Annotated in this window: 15 protein-coding genes; 8 read left to right on the forward strand and 7 right to left on the reverse strand. The window is 72.0% G+C overall.

The features are described 5' to 3' along the window. Nucleotides 1–30: 30 nt before the first annotated feature. Together JI742_RS11140 and JI742_RS11145 are read right to left on the reverse strand one after the other, a co-directional pair. Complete coding sequence (locus JI742_RS11140) at nt 31–369, reverse strand: P-II family nitrogen regulator (RefSeq protein ID WP_201826886.1); 339 nt, start codon at nt 367–369, stop codon at nt 31–33. A gap of 88 nt (nt 370–457) precedes the next feature. After that, entirely contained in the window at nt 458–2,209 is a 1,752-nt protein-coding gene (locus tag JI742_RS11145) for an NAD+ synthase (protein WP_201826888.1), read from the reverse strand. Between the two features lie 151 nt (nt 2,210–2,360). On the opposite strand from JI742_RS11145, the gene JI742_RS11150 reads away from it, so the two are divergent. Further along, on the forward strand, nt 2,361–3,572 hold the full coding sequence (locus tag JI742_RS11150; protein ID WP_236677053.1) for a GNAT family N-acetyltransferase: 1,212 nt from the start codon (nt 2,361–2,363) through the stop codon (nt 3,570–3,572). 27 nt (nt 3,573–3,599) lie between these two features. Here JI742_RS11150 and JI742_RS11155 read toward each other — a convergent pair whose 3' ends face one another. The 3 genes from JI742_RS11155 to ppa form a co-directional block, all read right to left on the reverse strand. Further along, the gene (locus JI742_RS11155; protein ID WP_350309670.1) at nt 3,600–4,880 is read right to left on the reverse strand and encodes a ProQ/FINO family protein; all 1,281 of its coding nucleotides are present in this window, start codon (nt 4,878–4,880) and stop codon (nt 3,600–3,602) included. Nucleotides 4,881–4,958: 78 nt separating this feature from the next. Further along, the gene (locus JI742_RS11160; RefSeq protein WP_201826892.1) at nt 4,959–7,721 is read right to left on the reverse strand and encodes a M16 family metallopeptidase; all 2,763 of its coding nucleotides are present in this window, start codon (nt 7,719–7,721) and stop codon (nt 4,959–4,961) included. A gap of 116 nt (nt 7,722–7,837) precedes the next feature. Continuing rightward, nucleotides 7,838–8,377: an inorganic diphosphatase gene (gene ppa, locus JI742_RS11165; protein ID WP_201826894.1), complete on the reverse strand. Its 540-nt coding sequence runs from the start codon at nt 8,375–8,377 to the stop codon at nt 7,838–7,840. 205 nt (nt 8,378–8,582) lie between these two features. On the opposite strand from ppa, the gene JI742_RS11170 reads away from it, so the two are divergent. From JI742_RS11170 to JI742_RS11190, 5 genes are all read left to right on the forward strand, one after another. After that, entirely contained in the window at nt 8,583–10,769 is a 2,187-nt protein-coding gene (locus JI742_RS11170) for a sodium-translocating pyrophosphatase (RefSeq protein WP_201826896.1), read from the forward strand. Nucleotides 10,770–10,997: 228 nt separating this feature from the next. Beyond that, nucleotides 10,998–11,819 (forward strand): flagellin N-terminal helical domain-containing protein, encoded by an 822-nt coding sequence (locus JI742_RS11175; protein ID WP_201826897.1) that lies wholly within the window; start codon nt 10,998–11,000, stop codon nt 11,817–11,819. 145 nt (nt 11,820–11,964) lie between these two features. After that, complete coding sequence (gene fliD / locus JI742_RS11180) at nt 11,965–13,353, forward strand: flagellar filament capping protein FliD (RefSeq protein WP_201826899.1); 1,389 nt, start codon at nt 11,965–11,967, stop codon at nt 13,351–13,353. Between the two features lie 144 nt (nt 13,354–13,497). After that, on the forward strand, nt 13,498–13,935 hold the full coding sequence (fliS, locus tag JI742_RS11185; protein ID WP_201826901.1) for a flagellar export chaperone FliS: 438 nt from the start codon (nt 13,498–13,500) through the stop codon (nt 13,933–13,935). 49 nt (nt 13,936–13,984) lie between these two features. Further along, on the forward strand, nt 13,985–14,287 hold the full coding sequence (locus tag JI742_RS11190; RefSeq protein ID WP_201826902.1) for a flagellar protein FliT: 303 nt from the start codon (nt 13,985–13,987) through the stop codon (nt 14,285–14,287). A 24-nt stretch (nt 14,288–14,311) separates the two neighbouring features. Here the strand turns inward: JI742_RS11190 and JI742_RS11195 are convergent, their stop codons facing one another. Together JI742_RS11195 and JI742_RS11200 are read right to left on the reverse strand one after the other, a co-directional pair. Continuing rightward, nucleotides 14,312–14,941 (reverse strand): response regulator, encoded by a 630-nt coding sequence (locus tag JI742_RS11195; protein ID WP_182662691.1) that lies wholly within the window; start codon nt 14,939–14,941, stop codon nt 14,312–14,314. Next, nucleotides 14,938–16,095, reverse strand: coding sequence for a hybrid sensor histidine kinase/response regulator (locus tag JI742_RS11200; protein ID WP_201826904.1), 1,158 nt, complete (start codon nt 16,093–16,095; stop codon nt 14,938–14,940). Before JI742_RS11200 ends, JI742_RS11195 begins: the two co-directional genes overlap by 4 nt. 305 nt (nt 16,096–16,400) lie before the next feature. On the opposite strand from JI742_RS11200, the gene JI742_RS11205 reads away from it, so the two are divergent. Together JI742_RS11205 and JI742_RS11210 are read left to right on the forward strand one after the other, a co-directional pair. Then, nucleotides 16,401–16,832, forward strand: coding sequence for a hypothetical protein (locus JI742_RS11205; protein ID WP_201826906.1), 432 nt, complete (start codon nt 16,401–16,403; stop codon nt 16,830–16,832). Between the two features lie 63 nt (nt 16,833–16,895). After that, on the forward strand, nt 16,896–17,258 hold the full coding sequence (locus JI742_RS11210) for a response regulator (protein WP_182662697.1): 363 nt from the start codon (nt 16,896–16,898) through the stop codon (nt 17,256–17,258). Nucleotides 17,259–17,280 lie beyond the last annotated feature (22 nt).

The raw sequence follows: 17,280 nt of genomic DNA on the forward strand, positions 1-17,280 counted from the left end.
GTCCGGCCCTGGCTTGACCTTCGGCCCGCCTCAGATCGCCGATTCGTCGACTTCGCCGGTGCGGATGCGCACCACGCGCTCGACCTCGGTCACGAAGATCTTGCCGTCGCCGATCTTGCCGGTGCGGGCGGCCTTGACGATGGCTTCGATACAGCGCTCGACATCGTCGGCGCGCACGACCACCTCGACCTTCACCTTGGGCAGGAAGTCGACCACGTACTCCGCGCCGCGATACAGCTCGGTGTGGCCCTTCTGGCGGCCGAAGCCCTTGACCTCGGTCACCGTCAGGCCGGACACGCCGACCTCGGCCAGCGCCTCGCGCACCTCTTCGAGCTTGAAGGGCTTGATGACGGCGGTGATCTGTTTCATGGGGCGGGTCTCCAGGGTCCGAAAACGAATGGCGCCCAGTGTAGTCAGGCCGCCCGCGATGCACCGGTGCGGGGACCGGACGCCCCGATCAGGCCCGGAACTTCGAGGTGATCGGGTAGCGCCAGTCGCGGCCGAAGGCGCGGTGGGTGATGCGGATGCCGATCGGCGCCTGGCGGCGCTTGTACTCGTTGAGCTGGATCAGCCGCGTGACGCGCTCAACATCGGCCGGCGCATAGCCTTCGGCCAGAAGCTGCTCGATCGAGGCATCGTCCTCCATGTAGCGGGCCAGGATGGCGTCGAGCACCTCGTAGGGCGGCAGGCTGTCCTGGTCGCACTGGTCGGGCCGCAGCTCGGCCGAGGGCGGGCGGGTGATGATGCGTTCGGGGATGGGCTCGACCTCGCCGCGCGCCACGGCCTCGGCATTGCGCCAGCGCGCCAGGCGCCAGACCAGGGTCTTGGCCACGTCCTTGATCACGGCGAAGCCGCCGGCCATGTCGCCATACAAGGTGCAGTAGCCGGTCGCCATCTCGCTCTTGTTGCCGGTGGTCAGCACGATGCGGCCGCCCTTGTTCGACAAGGCCATCAGCAGGGTGCCGCGGATGCGGGCCTGCAGGTTCTCCTCGGTCGCGTCCTCGGGCTTGCCGGCGAAGTCGAAAGCCAGGGCCTCGCGGAAGCGCGCCATGGCCGGCGCGATCGCGATCTCGTCGTACTGCACCCCCAGGCGCTCGGCCATGTCGCGCGCATCCAGCCAGGAGATGTCGGCCGTGTAGGGCGAGGGCATCATCACCGCGCGCACCCGGTCGGCGCCCAGGGCCTCGACGGCAATCGCCAGCACCAGGGCCGAATCGATGCCGCCCGACAGGCCCAGGATGGCGCCCGGGAAGCCGTTCTTGCCGACGTAGTCGCGCACGCCGGTGACCAGGGCGGCCCAGACCTCGGCCTCTTCGCCCGGCAGCGTGGCCCGGCCGGCGGCGGCCTCGGGGGGCAGCGTCGCACCGGCCTCGGCGGGCACAAAGGCCAGGGGGCGGGGCTGCGGCGCATCGGCCGGACCGTCGAAGGCGGCATGCAGCGTGCCCTCCACGAAGGCCGGTGCGCGGGCCTGCACCGTGCCGGCCGCGTCGAGCACGAAGGACGCACCGTCGAAGACCATCTCGTCCTGCCCGCCCACGCCGTGGGCATAGGCCAGCGGCAGGCCCACGGCCCGGGCGCGCTCGGCCATGCGGGCCTCGCGCTCGGCGGCCTTGCCACGGTGGTAGGGGGAAGCGTTCAGCACCAGCAGGGCCTGGGCGCCGGCCGCCTTCGCGGCCTCGGCCGGCTCGTCGAACCAGGCGTCTTCGCAGATCAGCAGGCCCAGGCGCCGGCCGCCGGCCTCCACGAGCACCGGGCCCAGGCCCAGCTCGCGGCCGCCGACGAAGTAGCGCCGCTCGTCGAAGACCTGGTAGTTGGGCAGCTCGCGCTTGGCGTAGAGGGCCTGCACCCGGCCGCCGGCCAGCACCGCGGCGGCATTGATCGCCGGCTGGCGCTGCAGCGAACGGCCGCGAACAGCCCCAGCCCGGTCAAGCGGCTGCGGATGACCGAGGATCAGGCTCAGCCCGGGGCAGTCGGCCAGGTCGGCGGCCATGGCCTGCACCGTGCTTGCACAGGCCGCCAGGAAGGCCGGCCGCAGCAGCAGGTCCTCGGGTGGGTAGCCGCACAGGGCCAGCTCGGGCGCCAGCACCACCGTCGCGCCGCGCGCATGCGCCGCCCGCGCGGCGGCCTCCAGGCGGCGGGCATTGCCGGCCAGATCCCCGAGCACCGGGTTGAATTGCAGCAGCGCGAAGGCGAGCGAAGGCAGGGACATGGACGAGAACAAGGCGCGCGAGGACGAGAAGCGGCGCCCGCCGACCGCGGCGGAAGCAGCCCGGCATGGTAGCCCCGCCCCCTCGGCCAGGCCGGCGGCGGGGCCGCAGGCCGCGGGCCAGGGCGGGCCGCCCCCGGACGATGCAGACGCCATGCCCGGCCCGCTCACCCTGCGCGTGCACGAGCGGCCCGACACCGTGCCCGCCCAGGCCTGGGATGCGCTGCTCGCCGCCAGCCCCACGCCCAGCCCCTTCCTGAAGCATGCCTACCTAGACGCCCTGCATGCCAGCGGCAGCGCGGTGCCGGCCACCGGCTGGACGCCCTGCTTCCTGACCCTGGCCCGCGCCGACGGCCGGCTGGAAGCCGGCTGCGTGCTCTACGAGAAAAGCCACAGCTACGGCGAATACGTCTTCGACTGGGCCTGGGCCGAGGCCTGGGAACGCGCCGGCCAGCGCTACTACCCCAAGCTGCTGAGCGCACCGCCCTTCACGCCGGTGCCCGGCAGCCGCCTGCTCGCGCGCAGCGCCGCGGCGCGGGCCGCCCTGCTGCGAGCGCTGGAAGACCGGGCGCGCGAGGACGGCCGATCCTCCGCCCACCTGCTCTTCATCGACCCGGCCGACCAGGCCACGGCCGAGGCGGCCGGCTGGCTGATCCGCCACGGCGTGCAGTTCCACTGGCACAACCGCGACGCCGCACCCGAGGCGCCGGCCGAGGCCCGGCCCTATGCCGACTTCGACGACTTCCTGGCCCACCTCAGCCGCGACCGCCGCCGCAAGATCGGCCAGGAGCGGCGCTATGTGGCCGAGGCCGGCGTCACGCTCGACCAGGTCGCCGGGCCGGACATGGACACGGCCGACTGGGACTTCTTCTACCGCTGCTACAGCCAGACCTATGCCGAGCACCACAGCCGGCCCTACCTGACGCGCGACTTCTTCGCGTACATGGCCGCCCACCTGCCCACGCACTGGCGCTTGGTGCGGGCCTGGCGCGGCCGCACGCGGGTGGCCAGCGCGCTGATCGCGCTCGACCCGTCACAACGCGTGGCCTACGGCCGCTACTGGGGCGCGACCGAGCCGGTGCGCTGCCTGCACTTCGAGGCCTGCTACCACCAGCCGATCGCGTGGTGCATCGCCGAAGGCTGGCGCCGCTTCGAGGGCGGCGCCCAGGGCGAGCACAAGATGGCCCGCGGCCTGCTGCCGGTGCCCACGCGCAGTGCGCACTGGCTGGCGCATCCGGGCTTTGCGGATGCAGTCGCCCGCTTCCTCGACCGCGAGGGCGCGGGCGTGGCCGCCTACCTCGACGAGCTGAGCGAGCGCCGGGTCTTCAAGGCTCTGGCCGAGGGCCGGCCGGCCGCAGCCGACTGAGAGGGTGCAAGCGCGCGGCCCGGCCGCTCAGCCGCGGCGCGGCGCGCGGGCACCGCGCTCGCTGCGGGCCTGGGCGAGCTGGGCCTCCAGCGTCGCCTCGTCCAGGCGCTTGAGGGCGCAGAAGTTCGCGCGCGTCAGCGTGCTCGTTTCGTAGGCGCGCAGCAGGTTGGCGCGTTCGAGCTGGGCGGGGTCGCGCGGCGTCTCCTCGGCCCGGTCGACCGGCGCGCTGCGGACGCCATCCGGACGCGGGCCGCGGCCCTCGCGGTCCGGACGCGGCAGCGGCGGGCGGGCACCGGCTGCCGCCGGGCGGCGGCCGCCCTCGGCCGGGGGACCGCGTCGCTCGCCCTCGAAACGCGGGCCGCGCGCTGCCCCCTCGGGGCGCGGACCACGCCGATCACCTTCGGGGTGCGGCGGGCGCGGGGCAGCGTCGGCGCGCGGCGGGCGGGAATCACCCTCGGCGCGGGGTGCGCGCGGCGGGTGGGACTCGCCCTCGGCGCGGGGTGCGCGGGGCGGGCCGGCCTCGCCCGCCGGCGGGCCGGCGCGGCGGCTGCCTTCGGGCCGCGGGCCGCGCGGCGGGCGGGCGGGCCGCTCGGCATCGGCGGCATCGGCGGCATCGGGTGCAGCGGGTGCGGCATCGCCGGCGACGGCCTCGGCGGCGCGGGGTACGCGGCCCGGCGCGGGCGGGCGCTGCTCAGCACGACGGGCGCGGCGGCGCTGCACTTCGGCCGCGGCGGCGTCGCGGTGCTCGGCATCGACCGGACTGGCCGGCTGGCCGTCGAGGTCGATGCGCTCGGGCTGGCTGGCCAGGGCCTTGAGGTAGGCGGTGGCCGTGGTGTGGCGGTGCAGGAAGGCCGACAGGATCTTCCTGCCGAAGACGCCCGGCGCCCGGGCCTGGATGTCGGCCTGGATGCGCAGCTTCAGCGGCCGGGCCTGGCCCGGCGTGAAGACGGCCGGGAAGCGGGTGGCCAGCTCGCTCGCGCAGGCGGCGAGGCTCATGCCAGGCGGGGTGGCTGCGGTTGCGGTTGCGGCTGCGGTTGCGGTTGCGGCGACTGCATCGGCGGCAGCGGTCTCGGCTGTCGCATCCGCCGGCTCGTCGGCGCCCGCGGCGGCCGGGGCTTGCGCAACCGGGGCGAGGACCGACTCGGCCGTGGGCGAAGACGCGACCCGCTCGGCCGGCTCCTCAGGCTGCGCCACCGCATCGGCCGGGGCCTCGGGCAGGGCCGCGCCCAGGGGCTCGGTACGGTCGGCGTCGGCCTGCGGCAGGCTGGGGGACGGGGTCGATTCAGCGGGGGACGAAGAGGGCAGCACGGCAAAGCCAGGTCGGGGAAAACGGGGCGATTGTCTCCGCCCGGCCCGCAGCCGCCCGCCGGGGCGGGCGCGGCGGGCTCAATCCTTGAAATCGCCGCCCACGGCCGTGACAAAACGCTCGGGCTGCAGCCAGCGGCGCAGGGCCGTGTTGACCTGGTCGACGGTCAGCCGGGCGATGGCCGCATCGACGCCCGCCTCGGTCGCGAAGCTGCGCTCGAGGTGGAGCTGCGCGGCCAGGCTGGCGGCAAGCTGCGCGTCCTGCGCCCGGCGCAGCGCCCGGGCCGCCAGCAGGCCCTTGCGGGTCTCCTCCAGCTCGGTCGGGGTGATGCCGTCGGCCAGCAGCCGGGCCACTTCCTCGCGGAAACCGGCTTCGACCTTGGCCAGGTTCTGCGGCGCGAAGATGGCCTCGGCCTTCCAGCTCGCATTGGCATCGACCGGGTTCCATTGGAAGAAGCTGACCACGCTGTAGCTCAGGCCTTCCTTCTCGCGGATGCGCTTCCACAGCCGCGCGCTGCCGCCCAGGCCGAGGATCTGGTTGCCGACCAGCAGGGCCGGGTAGTCGGCATGCAGGTCGGTCAGGGCCAGGCCGGACAGGCGCACCGACAGGGTCGCGTTCTGCTTGTCGGGCGTGCGCTCGACCAGGCGGGTCGGCGCCACCGGCACGGCCGGCAGGGGGATGCGGGCCTGCGGCTCGGCGCTGGCCCAGCCGTCGAGCGCCCGGGCCAGGGCGCTGCGCACGGCCTCGGGGTCGAAGTCGCCCACCGCGCTGAACTCGCCGTGGCTGGCGCCGTAGAAGCGGCGGTGGAAGGCGCGCAGGTCCTCGACCTTCAGGGCCTTCAGATCGGCCACCGATTCGTCGAAGCTGGCGGCGTAGCGCGGGTCGTCGCGCGGGTAGGGGTTGCCGTGGCGGGCCAGGGCCAGCTCGACGCGGGCCTCCGGATCCTCGCGCTGGCTCTCGATCTGCGACAGGGCCTGGGCGCGCAATTCCTCCAGCACGGCGGGCGGGAAGCTGGCCTCGCGCAGGAGCTGGCCGACCAGGGCCAGGGCCTCGGGCAGGGTGTCGCGCTTGGATTGCAGGGCCAGGGTGACGGCGCCTTCCTGGCTGCTGATCGCCAGCTCGGTCTTGAGCGCGAGCAGGCGGTCCTGGATCTGGGCGCGGCTGAGCGTGGGCGTGCCCTTGTCGAGCAGGGCCGCGACGAAGCCCGGCACCTCGCCCTGGCCCTTCAGGCTGTCGAGCGTGCCGTAGCGCAGCGTGAGCCGGGCCTGCACGGCGGCGCCGCGGGTGGGCTTGGGCAGCAGCGCATAGCGCAGGCCGCCGGGCAGCCGGCCGCGGGTGGTGGCGCGGTCCAGGGCCTCGGGGCGGGTGTCGAAGGCGGCGGCGGCGGCCTCGGCCGCACGCGGCTTGAAGCCCTGGAACTGCGCGGCGACGTCGACGGACGAAGGCGCCGGCGCACGCTTGGGCGCCTCGGTCGGCAAGTAGGTGGCCAGGGTGCGGTTGGCGGGCAGCAGGCGCTCGGTCGCGACACGCTGCACGTCGGCCACGCTCACCTGCTCGACGCGGTCGCGCAGCAGGAAGAAGAGCCGCCAGTCGCCCTGGGCGACCGAGTCCGACAGCGCGATGCCGACCTTCTCCGGATTGCTGAAGGTCTGGTCCCAGCCCTTGAGCCACTGGGCGCGGGCGCGGTTCAGCTCCTCCTCGCGCACCGGCTCGGCGGCAAAGCCCTCGACGGTGGCGATCAGCGCCTCGCGGGCGCGGGCCAGGTCGTGCTGGGGCCCGGGCTGGGCGACGAAGAGGCCCACGCCCGGGTCATGCAGGGCCAGGGTGTCGGCGCCGATGGCCGCGGCCAGGCCGGCCTCGACCAGTTGCTTCTGCAAGCGACCCGAGCTGCCATCGCCCAGCACCAGGCCGAGCAGTTCGGCGGCGGCGAAGTCGGGATGAGCGGCCGGCGGCAGGTGGTAGGCCGCATAGAGCAGCGGCGTGCCGCCGACGCGGCGCAGCGTGACGCTGCGCTCGCCGTCCTGCGCGGCATCGAGGGTGTAGAGCCGCGGCAACGCGCGCTTGGGCTTGGGAATGCGGCCGAACTCGCGCGCCACCGAGGCCAGCACCTTGGCCGCATCGAACTGGCCGCTGACGATCAGCGTGGCATTGTCCGGCTGGTAGTAGCGGCGGTAGAAGGCCTGCAAGCGGCCGATGTCGACGTTCTCCACATCGGCCCGCGCGCCGATCGTGTCCTTGCCGTAGGCATGCCAGTCGTACATGGCCGACAGGGTCTTCTGGTAGAGGATGCGGCCGGGGCTGTTCTCGCCCGACTCCATCTCGTTGCGGACCACCGTCATCTCGGTGTCGAGGTCCTTCTTCGCGATGAAGCTGTTGACCATGGCATCGGCATGCCAGGACAGGAACCACTGCAGATTGGCCTCGTTGGCCGCGAAGCTGGCGAAGTAATTGGTGCGGTCGAACCAGGTGGTGCCGTTGGCGCGCAGGCCACGCTTGCTGAACTCGGCCCAGACATTGGGATTCTTCGGCGTGCCCTTGAAGATCAGGTGCTCCAGCAGGTGGGCCATGCCGGTCTCGCCGTAGTTCTCATGCCGCGAGCCGACGCGGTAGGTCAGGTTGACCGTGGTGGTCGGCTTGGAGGCATCGGGTACCAGCAGCACTTGCAGGCCGTTGGCCAGGCGGTACTCGGTGATGCCCTCGACCGCCGCGCCGAGGCTCACGCCGCGCGGCAGCGGGGCCGGCGCGGTGCCGGCGGGCGCGGCGCCGGCCAGGGTGGCGCAGGAAAGCAAAGCGGCGCCCAGAAGGCGCCGCAGACCATTGATCCGAAACAGGCTCAGGCTCATGGGCAGAGGCTCGTCAGCAACAGGGCGGGACACCCTGCGATGCGGCAGTCTAGCCAGCGGTTCCCCGCGCGCGGCGCGCGGGGCCTTGCGCCCCCGGGCCGCAGCCTGTCCACGGATTACTTTTTCGAGGTTTCGGCGTAGCGCGCGATGCCCGAGACGATCTCGGCCTTGGCGGCCTCCGGGCCTTCCCAGCCCTTGACCTTGACCCACTTGCCGGCTTCGAGGTCCTTGTAGTGCTCGAAGAAGTGCTGGATGGCCTTGAGGCGCATCTGGTTGATGTCTTCCGGCTTCTGCCAGTGGGTGTAGATCGGCAGGATCTTGTCGATGGGCACGGCCAGCAGCTTGGCGTCGCCACCGGCTTCGTCGTCCATCTGCAGCACGCCGATGGCACGGCAGGTGACGACCACGCCCGGGGTCAGCGGGTAGGGCGTGATCACCAGCACATCGACCGGGTCGCCGTCGTCCGACAGGGTCTGCGGCACGTAACCGTAGTTGCAGGGGTAGTGCATCGCGGTGGTCATGAAGCGGTCGACGAAGATCGCGCCGGTTTCCTTGTCCACCTCGTACTTGATCGGATCCGCGTTCATCGGGATCTCGATGACCACGTTGAACTGCTCGGGCGCCTTGGCGCCGGGGGTCACGTTGTTCAGGCTCATGCGGGCTCGTTGATGTGTGGGGAAAGGGAATCGCTAGGGGTTCCTGCTGATTTTAGGGGCCGGGCTTGCGTCGATCTGACCCAGGGCCGACCCGCGTTGTCCATCCCCAGGGTGTCCCCTACATTGATTCGCGACCCCTGCGCGGGCCTGCGGCCTGCGGTGCGGCGCGTCACACCACATCGACAACGAGGCAGGAGACTTCTTCATGTCCAGTTCCGGTTCGCTTGGGTTCGTGATGGTCTGCGGGCTTGCCGCAGTGCTCTATGGCTTCATCCAGCGCAGTTGGATCCTGCGCCAGGACGCGGGCAATGCCCGCATGCAGGAGATCGCCGCGGCCATCCAGCAGGGCGCCGCGGCCTATCTGGGGCGGCAGTACCGCACGATCGCCCTGGTCGGAGTGGTGCTGGCGGTGCTGATCGCCGTCTTCCTCGACACGATGAGTGCGGTGGGCTTCGTCGTCGGCGCGCTGCTCTCGGGCGCCTGCGGCTTCATCGGCATGAACATCTCGGTGCGCGCCAATGTGCGCACCGCGCAGGCCGCGGTCAAGGGCATCGGCCCGGCGCTGGACGTGGCCTTCAAGGGCGGCGCGATCACCGGCATGCTGGTCGTCGGCCTGGGCCTGCTGGGCGTGGGCGGCTTCTTCTGGATGCTGACCGGCAATGGCGCGCTGACGCCCGACGAGAGCCTGTCCTCGGTGCTCAAGCCGCTGCTGGGCTTTGCCTTCGGCTCCTCGTTGATCTCCATCTTCGCGCGCCTGGGCGGCGGCATCTTCACCAAGGGCGCCGACGTCGGCGCCGACTTGGTCGGCAAGGTCGAGGCCGGCATCCCCGAGGACGACCCGCGCAACCCCGCGGTGATCGCCGACAACGTGGGCGACAACGTCGGCGACTGCGCCGGCATGGCCGCCGACCTGTTCGAGACCTATGCCGTCACCCTGATCGCCACCCTGGCGCTGGGCGCGCTGCTGGTCACGGCCGCGCCGCTGCAGGCCGCGCTCTATCCGCTGCTGCTGGGCGCCGTGTCCATCCTGGCCTCGATCGCCGGCACCTACGCGGTCAAGGCCAGCCCGGGCATGAAGAACGTGATGCCGGCGCTCTATAAGGGCCTGGCGGTCGCCGGCCTGCTGTCGCTGGCGCTGTTCTACGGCGTGACCGTGCTGGCCATGCCGGCCGATGCCCTGGGCGAGGGCACCCACCTGCGGCTGTGGGGCGCCTGCGCCGTCGGCCTGGTGCTGACGGCGGCGCTGGTCTGGATCACCGAGTACTACACCGGCACCCAGTACAAGCCGGTGCAGCATGTGGCCCAGGCCTCGACCACCGGCCATGCCACCAACATCATTGCCGGCATCGGCATCAGCATGAAGAGCACGGCCTGGCCGGTGCTCTTCGTCTGCGCGGCCATCCTGGCGGCTTATGGGCTGGCGGGGCTTTACGGCATCGCGATCGCCGCCACCTCGATGCTGTCGATGGCCGGCATCGTCGTCGCGCTGGATGCCTACGGCCCGATCACCGACAACGCCGGCGGCATCGCCGAGATGGCCGATCTGCCCGACAGCGTGCGCGACGTGACGGACCCGCTCGACGCGGTGGGCAACACCACCAAGGCGGTGACCAAGGGCTATGCCATCGGCTCGGCCGGCCTGGCCGCGCTGGTGCTGTTTGCCGACTACACCCACTCGCTGGAGGCGCGCGGCATTGCCGCGAGCTTCGACCTGAGCAACCCCAAGGTGATCGTCGGCCTCTTCATCGGCGGCCTGATCCCCTACCTCTTCGGCGCGATGGCGATGGAGGCGGTGGGCCGCGCGGCCGGCGCGGTGGTCGAGGAGGTGCGGCGCCAGTTCCGCGACATCCCCGGCATCATGGACGGCAGCGGCAAGCCCGAATACGGCCGGGCCGTCGACATGCTGACCGGCGCGGCGATCAAGGAAATGATGATCCCCTCGCTGCTGCCGGTGGTCGTGCCCATCCTGGTCGGCCTGCTGCTCGGCGCCGAGGCGCTCGGCGGCCTGCTGATGGGCACCATCGTCACCGGCCTCTTCGTCGCCATCAGCATGTGCACCGGCGGCGGCGCCTGGGACAACGCCAAGAAGTACATCGAGGACGGCCACCACGGCGGCAAGGGCAGCGACGCGCACAAGGCCGCCGTGACCGGCGACACGGTCGGCGATCCCTACAAGGACACGGCCGGCCCCGCGGTCAACCCGCTGATCAAGATCATCAACATCGTGGCCCTGCTGATCGTGCCCCTGCTGCCGGCCCCCGGCGGTGGCCAGGCCGGCCTGCCGGCTGCGCAGCCGCCGGCCCTGCGGGCCGAGGCGCCGTGGCCGCAGGCCCCGGCCGCCCCGCAGGCCCTGGCCCCACAGGCCCGGGGCCTGATCGCCCACTTGCAGTGAGCCCCGGGCGGGCCGGCCAGGCAGCCGCCCGCCCACGCCCACCACCCGGCCGCGTGCCGGGCCCCACGGCGGATTCGCCGGCCCCGAGATGGCCGCCGAATCCGCCGTTTTTCATGGCATGCCCGGGGCGGCAGCGGCCGAAGAATCACCTCACCGCGTTCCTGCGACGCGTTCTCCGCCGGCAGCCCGAGCCACCGGCGCACCACGTGACCCCTTAGGAGTGCTGCCGTGCCCCAGACCATCAACACCAACACGATGTCGCTCAATGCGCAACGCAATCTGAACGGATCGCAGTCGACGCTCGCCACCTCGATGCAGCGCCTGTCCTCCGGCATGCGGGTCAACAGCGCCAAGGACGACGCCGCCGGTCTGGCCATCGCGGAGCGCATGAATGCCCAGGTGCGCGGCATGAACGTGGCGATGCGCAATGCCAACGACGGCATCTCGCTGTTCCAGACGGCCGAAGGCGCGATGGGCAAGATCGGCGAGAACCTACAGCGCATCCGCGAACTGGCCGTGCAGTCGGCCAATGGCTCGATCAGCGATGCCGACCGCACCAACCTGCAATCGGAAGCCGACCAGCTCGTCGAGGAAATCGCCCGGGTGGCCGACAACGCCAAGTTCAACGGCATCAACCTGCTTGACGGCAGCTTCACCAGCACCGACTTCCAGATCGGCGCCGACGGCACCGACACCCTGACCGCCGCGACCAATTTCGACATGACCGCGCTGACCGCCTATGCCGCAGCCGACATCAGCACCGCCGCCGCCGCCAGCGCGGTGATCGCCGACCTCGATGCCGACCTCGACATCGTCAACACCGCACGGGCCGAATCGGGCGCCGTCCAGAGCCGCTTCGAGGCGGTGATCTCGCAGCTCCAGGTCAGCGTGGAAACCACCTCGGCCGCCCGCGGCCGGATCATGGATGCCGACTTCGCCGCCGAGACCGCCAACCTGTCGAAGGCGCAGATCCTCCAGCAGGCCGGCACCGCCATGGTCGCCCAGGCCAACCAGTTGCCGCAGCAGGTGCTGAAGCTGCTGCAGGGCTGAAGCCGCAGCGCGCCCCGCGCGCGACCCGCCCTCCTGACCCCACCGGGCCCGGCCCGCTGGCCGCATGCGGCCGGCGCGCCGGGCCTGGTCTCAAGTTGGCGCCGATGCCGCCGATGCCCCAGCGACACCCCCGAGGATTTCCACCATGGCGACCGTCTCCTCCACCGGCCTGGGCAGCGGGCTCGACGTCAGTTCCATCGTCAGCCAGCTCGTCGCGATCGAGCGCCAGCCCATTGCCCAGTTGCAGACTGCGGCCAAGGGCATCCAGACCAAGATCTCGGCCTATGGTCAGGTCAACAGCCTGATGAGCACGCTGCGCGAGGCCTCGGCCAAGCTGGCCGGCGCCGGCCTGTGGGCGCAGAGCAGCGCCAGCAGCGACAGCACGGCTGTCAAGGTCAGTGGCAGCGGCAGCGCGGCGGCTGGCAGCTACACCGTCAGCGTGCAGCAGCTTGCGCGGGCGCACAGCCTGGCCTCGCCGGCCCAGGCCAGCGCCGAGGCGGTGATGGGCAGCGGCCAGCTCGCCCTGACCGTCGGCGGCAACACGACCACGCTTGATTTCAGCGAGGCCGACACCACGCTGGCCGACATCCGCGACGCCATCAACGCCAGCGCAGCCGGCGTGAATGCCGCCATCGTCAGCGACGTGAACGGCGCGCGCCTGACCCTGACCAGCCGCAGCAGCGGCCTGGCCCAGGCCATGACGATCGGCGCCAGCGACCTGTCCGGCGGCGCCGCCAGCGGTGCCTTCGCCAGCCTGGGCTACCCCGGCGGCATGAGCCAGACCCAGGCCGCCGCCAATGCCCTGGCCACCGTCAACGGCCTGGCGGTGGAATCGGCCGGCAACCAGCTCGACGGCGCCATCCCCGGCCTGAGCCTGAACCTGCAGGCCCTCACCAGCACGCCGGCCGAGATCAGCGTCAGCAGCGACAGCGGCGGCCAGAAGGCCGCGGTGCAGGCCTTTGCCGACGCCTACAACGCCCTGAACAACTACCTGCGCACGCAGACCCGCTACGACGAAGGCACCAGCACTGCCGGCACCCTGCAGGGCGACAGCACGGCCGTGAGCCTGCTCGGCCGCATGCGCAGCATGCTGCGCGAAAGCAGCAGCGCCTCGGCCAGCTTCAGCCGCTTCGCCGACCTGGGCTTCGATGTGCAGAAGGACGGCACGGTCAAGATCGACAGTGCCAAGCTCGACACCGCCCTGGCCCAGCCGGCCGAGCTGGCCAAGCTCTTCGGCGCCAGCGGCACGGCCGGCGACAGCAGCAGCCAAGGCCTGGCCCTGAGGCTGCGCAACCTGGCCGACAGCCTGACCGGCTTCGACGGCCTGCTCAGCAGCCGCAGCGAAGGCCTGCGCGCCCGCCTGGACCGCAACGGCGACGAGCAGGAGCGGCTGGAGAACCGCGTCAGCCAGGTGCAGGCGCGGCTGCTGCGCCAGTACCAGGCGCTCGATGCCAGCATGAGCCAGCTCAGCGGCCTGTCGAGCTATGTGACCCAGCAGCTCAACATGCTCAACAGCAGCAGCAACAAGGCCTGATCCGGTGGCCGGCGCAGCGCCCGGCATCGTGCCGACAGCCCCTGCGCGGCCCCGCAATTCGGGCTTTCGGCCGCTCAAGCCGGAGCATCCCGGCACCGATAAACAGCCATCGGCCCCGCGGCCCTGACCCCCCGCCCCCACGCCATGCACGCCTTTGCCAGCCCCTTCGCCCCGCGCCGCAGCAGCGGCCTTGCCAATGCCTACCGCCAGGTCGGGGTCGAGACCGAAGTCGACGCCGCCAACCCGCACCAGCTCATCACCATGCTCTACGGGGGCCTGGTCGACAGCATCCAGCGCGCCCGGGGGGCCATGCGCCAGGGCGAGATCGCCGACAAGGGTGCCGCGCTGACCCGCGCGATCCGCATCCTCGAAGAAGGCCTGCGCAGCGCCCTGGACCGGTCGGCCGGCGGTGCGCTGGCCGAGCAGCTCGACGGGCTCTACAGCTACCTGGCCCATCGCCTGCTGGAAGCCAATCTGCGCAATGACGAGGCCATGCTCGACGAATGCCTGCGCCTGGTCCAGCCGCTGCGCGAGGCCTGGGCCGCCATCGGCCCGCAGGTCCTGGGCCAACCCGGCCGCTGAAGCCATGCACCGAACCGCCGCCGAACCCCGCGCCACGGAGCCCGCCGCCATGCCCCCCACCCCCCTGCTGCCCTACTACCAGGCCCTGGAGAAAGCCAGCCAGCGCATGCTGGCCGCCGCCCGCGATGGCGACTGGGACGGCGTCGTCCGCCTCGAAGGCGCGTGCGGCCTGCTGATCTCGCAGCTCAAGCATGCCGCCAACCGCAGCGACCTGGGCCGCGAGGAACGCCAGCTCAAGCACCGCATCATGCAGCGCATCCTCATCAACGATGCCCAGATCCGCAGCCTGGCCGAACCCTGGCTCGACGACCTGAATGCCAGCCTCGGCGGCCGCCCGGCGCTCATGCACTGAGCCTGCACGGGCACCTGGCTCCGCCTACACCAGCCCGTTGCGAATGGCGTAGACCGTCAGCTCGGAGTTGTTCGACAGGCCCAGCTTCTCCAGCACCCGCGCGCGGTAGACGCTGACGGTCTTGGGGCTGAGCGTCAGCTCCTGCGCGATGTCCGACAGACGCTTGCCGCTGGCGATCAGGGTCAGGGTCTGGAGCTCGCGGTCGGACAGGCGCTCGTGCAGCACCTCGGCCTGGGGCTGGCTCAGGCTTTCGGCCAGCATCTGCGCGATCTCGGGGGTGATGTACTTGCGGCCCTGGGCGACGATGCGCACCGCCTCGACGAGCTGGGCGGTGTCGCTGCCCTTGTTCACATAGCCGTGCGCGCCGGCCTTGAGCGCACGGATGGCGTACTGGTCCTCGGGGTACATGCTGACCACGAGCACGCGCACCGGGCTGCCTTCGTCCTTGAGCACATGCATCACGTCCAGGCCGCTGCGGCCGGGCAGGTTGATGTCGAGCACCAGCACGTCGCAACGGGTGTCGCGCATCAGGCTGCGCAGCTCGCCGTAGTCGCCGGCCTCGCCGACGACTTCGATGTCGGGCGCGTCGGTCAGGGTGTCGCGGATGCCACGCCGGATGAGCGCGTGGTCGTCGCAGAGAATGACGCGGATCAAGGATCGACTCCCCAGGTGGTCGGATCGTCGGCATTGCGGTCGCCGCCCTCGGGTTCATCCTGGGGCGGCCGGCCGTCCATGGGCAGGGACAGGATCAGGCTGGTGCCGCGCTCGCCGCTGCTCAGGTCGACCCAGCCACCCACGGTGGCCGCGCGCTCGCGCAGGCCGCGCAGGCCGAAGCTGCGCGCCTTGGCCAGGTCCTGCACGGTCAGGCCGCGGCCGTCGTCGCTGACTTCCAGCGAAAGCACGCCGGCGGCCAGGGTCAGGTCCAGCTTCACGCGGCGGGCCTGGGCATGCTTGCTGACATTGGTCAGCGCCTCCTGCGCGGTGCGGTAGGCGATCAGGGCCAGGCCCGGCGGCAGGGCCGGCAGCTCGGCCGGGCTGTGGCTGAAGCGCGTCTCCAGGCCGCTGCGCTTCTCGAAGCGCTGGGTCATCCATTGCAGGGCGGCAACCAGGCCTTGCTCCAGGATGGCCGGCCGCAGGTTGTGCATGATGCGCTGGCTGGCCTCGATGGCATGGGTGACGGTGTCCAGCGCCTCGCGCGCCCGCTGGCCGACGGCGGGCACGCCGCTGTGGCGCTCGATCCAGGCCAGGTCGAACTTGAGGGCGGTGAGCGAGCCGCCGACATCGTCATGGATCTCGCGCGCGATGGCCGCCCGCTCCGCCTCGACGCTGGCCTGCAAGTGCTGGGTCAGCTCACGCAGCCGGGTCTCGCTGGCGGCCAGGGCCTCGCGGGCGGCGCGCTGGTCGCGGCGGCTGCGCGCGGCCTCCACCGCATGCTGCAGGGCGGGCACCAGGCGCACGAGGTTCTGCTTGAGCAGGTAGTCGCTGGCGCCGCGGCGCATGGCCTGCACGGCCATGTCCTCACCGATGGTGCCGGAGATCAGCACGAAGGGGAGCAGCGGGTCGTGGCCGCGCACGATCTCCAGGGCCTGCAGGCCCGAGAAGCCCGGCAGGGCGAAATCGGAGACGACCAGGTCCCAGGACTGCGCGAGGGTGGCGCGCAGCTCGGCCTCGGTCTCGATGCGGCGGACCTCGGCCTCCAGCCCGCCGGCGCGCAGATGGGCCAGCAGGATCTCGTGGTCGAAGGCCGAATCTTCGAGATGCAGCAGGCGCAACGGGCGGTGGGGGGACTTGAGGTCGGCGGCGGGCATGGTCGGGGCGGCTGCACAGGCAGGAGCGCAAGGCCTGGCGCGAAGTGTGCCCCAGGGCTGGGCGGCCCCGGCTCTTGCGCCACCGGGGGCGGCCGACGGGCCGCAGCGGGCCGTCAAGGGCCGGACGACAGGCGGAAAACAGCGCGGCTTTCCGGCGCATCTTCGGCGCACCGGCCCGGGGGGTCGAGGCGAAGAATGACCCTGAAGCGCAGCGGACCCTGCGCGGCCCCGAGGGCCGCCCCCGCCGCTGTGTCCGCCTCCCCGCTGCCGCGCAGCGGCCCCGATTCCGAACCCGCATCCGCGCCATGCCGAGTTCCCCCGATCCCACCGTCGAGCTGCCGGTGCTCGCCGTGGCCGAGCTGCAGGACCACCTGCTCGCCGTCGGCCACGACCTCGACCGCTTGCAGACCCTGCTGAGCGAGAGCTGCGCCCTGCTGCTGAGCGGCTTCGACGCGGCCCACCGCGCCCTCGACAGCGTCGACCCCAGCCGCTCGCCGACGGCGGTGCAGGCCCTGCGCGAGACGCTGACCGACAGCGTCGTCGCCCTGCAGTTCGAGGACATGGCCAGCCAGCTCCTGCGTCACACGCAACAGCGGGTGCGCAACTGCGCCGACCAGCTCGCCGCCCGCGCCTTCGGGGCCGACGAGGACGGCGAAGCCGCCATCACCCCCGCGCCGCAGCGACCGAACCCGGTCACGCAGGACGAGATGGACGCCGGCTCGGTCGAGCTGTTCTGAGCCCGCGTCCTCAAGATCCTGCCCCCTCTGCCGATGACCCGATCTACCCCGGAGAACGTCCCCATGCCTTCCATCCTTGCCGTGGATGACTCCGCCTCGATGCGCCAGATGGTGAGCTTCACCCTCAAGAGCGCGGGCTTTCAGGTGACCGAGGCCGTCGATGGCCGGGACGCCTGGGACAAGGCGGCCTCGCACCACTACGACCTGGTGCTGACCGACCAGAACATGCCCCACCTCGACGGCATCGGCCTGACCAAGAAGCTGCGCGAGCACCCGGCCTTCAAGGCCACGCCCATCCTGATCCTGACCACCGAGTCCAGCGACCAGATGAAGCAGGCCGGCCGCGCGGCTGGGGCCACCGGCTGGATGGTCAAGCCCTTCGATCCGGCCAAGCTGATCGAAGTGATCCGCAAGGTCATCCGCTGAGCCCGGCCCGCCGCGAGCGCAC

This window comes from Piscinibacter lacus (assembly GCF_016735685.1).
GTDB lineage: Bacteria > Pseudomonadota > Gammaproteobacteria > Burkholderiales > Burkholderiaceae_C > Aquariibacter > Aquariibacter lacus.

Bases quoted from the DNA above. Each gene is read 5' to 3' on its own strand.
- JI742_RS11210 (WP_182662697.1), top strand. From the start codon at position 16,896: ATGCCTTCCATCCTTGCCGTGGATGACTCCGCCTCGATGCGCCAGATG.
- JI742_RS11190 (WP_201826902.1), top strand. From the start codon at position 13,985: ATGCCCCCCACCCCCCTGCTGCCCTACTACCAGGCCCTGGAGAAAGCC.
- JI742_RS11160 (WP_201826892.1), bottom strand. From the start codon at position 7,721: ATGAGCCTGAGCCTGTTTCGGATCAATGGTCTGCGGCGCCTTCTGGGC.
- JI742_RS11140 (WP_201826886.1), bottom strand. From the start codon at position 369: ATGAAACAGATCACCGCCGTCATCAAGCCCTTCAAGCTCGAAGAGGTG.
- ppa (WP_201826894.1), bottom strand. From the start codon at position 8,377: ATGAGCCTGAACAACGTGACCCCCGGCGCCAAGGCGCCCGAGCAGTTC.
- JI742_RS11170 (WP_201826896.1), top strand. From the start codon at position 8,583: ATGTCCAGTTCCGGTTCGCTTGGGTTCGTGATGGTCTGCGGGCTTGCC.
- fliD (WP_201826899.1), top strand. From the start codon at position 11,965: ATGGCGACCGTCTCCTCCACCGGCCTGGGCAGCGGGCTCGACGTCAGT.
- JI742_RS11150 (WP_236677053.1), top strand. From the start codon at position 2,361: ATGCCCGGCCCGCTCACCCTGCGCGTGCACGAGCGGCCCGACACCGTG.
- JI742_RS11205 (WP_201826906.1), top strand. From the start codon at position 16,401: ATGCCGAGTTCCCCCGATCCCACCGTCGAGCTGCCGGTGCTCGCCGTG.
- JI742_RS11145 (WP_201826888.1), bottom strand. From the start codon at position 2,209: ATGTCCCTGCCTTCGCTCGCCTTCGCGCTGCTGCAATTCAACCCGGTG.
- fliS (WP_201826901.1), top strand. From the start codon at position 13,498: ATGCACGCCTTTGCCAGCCCCTTCGCCCCGCGCCGCAGCAGCGGCCTT.
- JI742_RS11200 (WP_201826904.1), bottom strand. From the start codon at position 16,095: ATGCCCGCCGCCGACCTCAAGTCCCCCCACCGCCCGTTGCGCCTGCTG.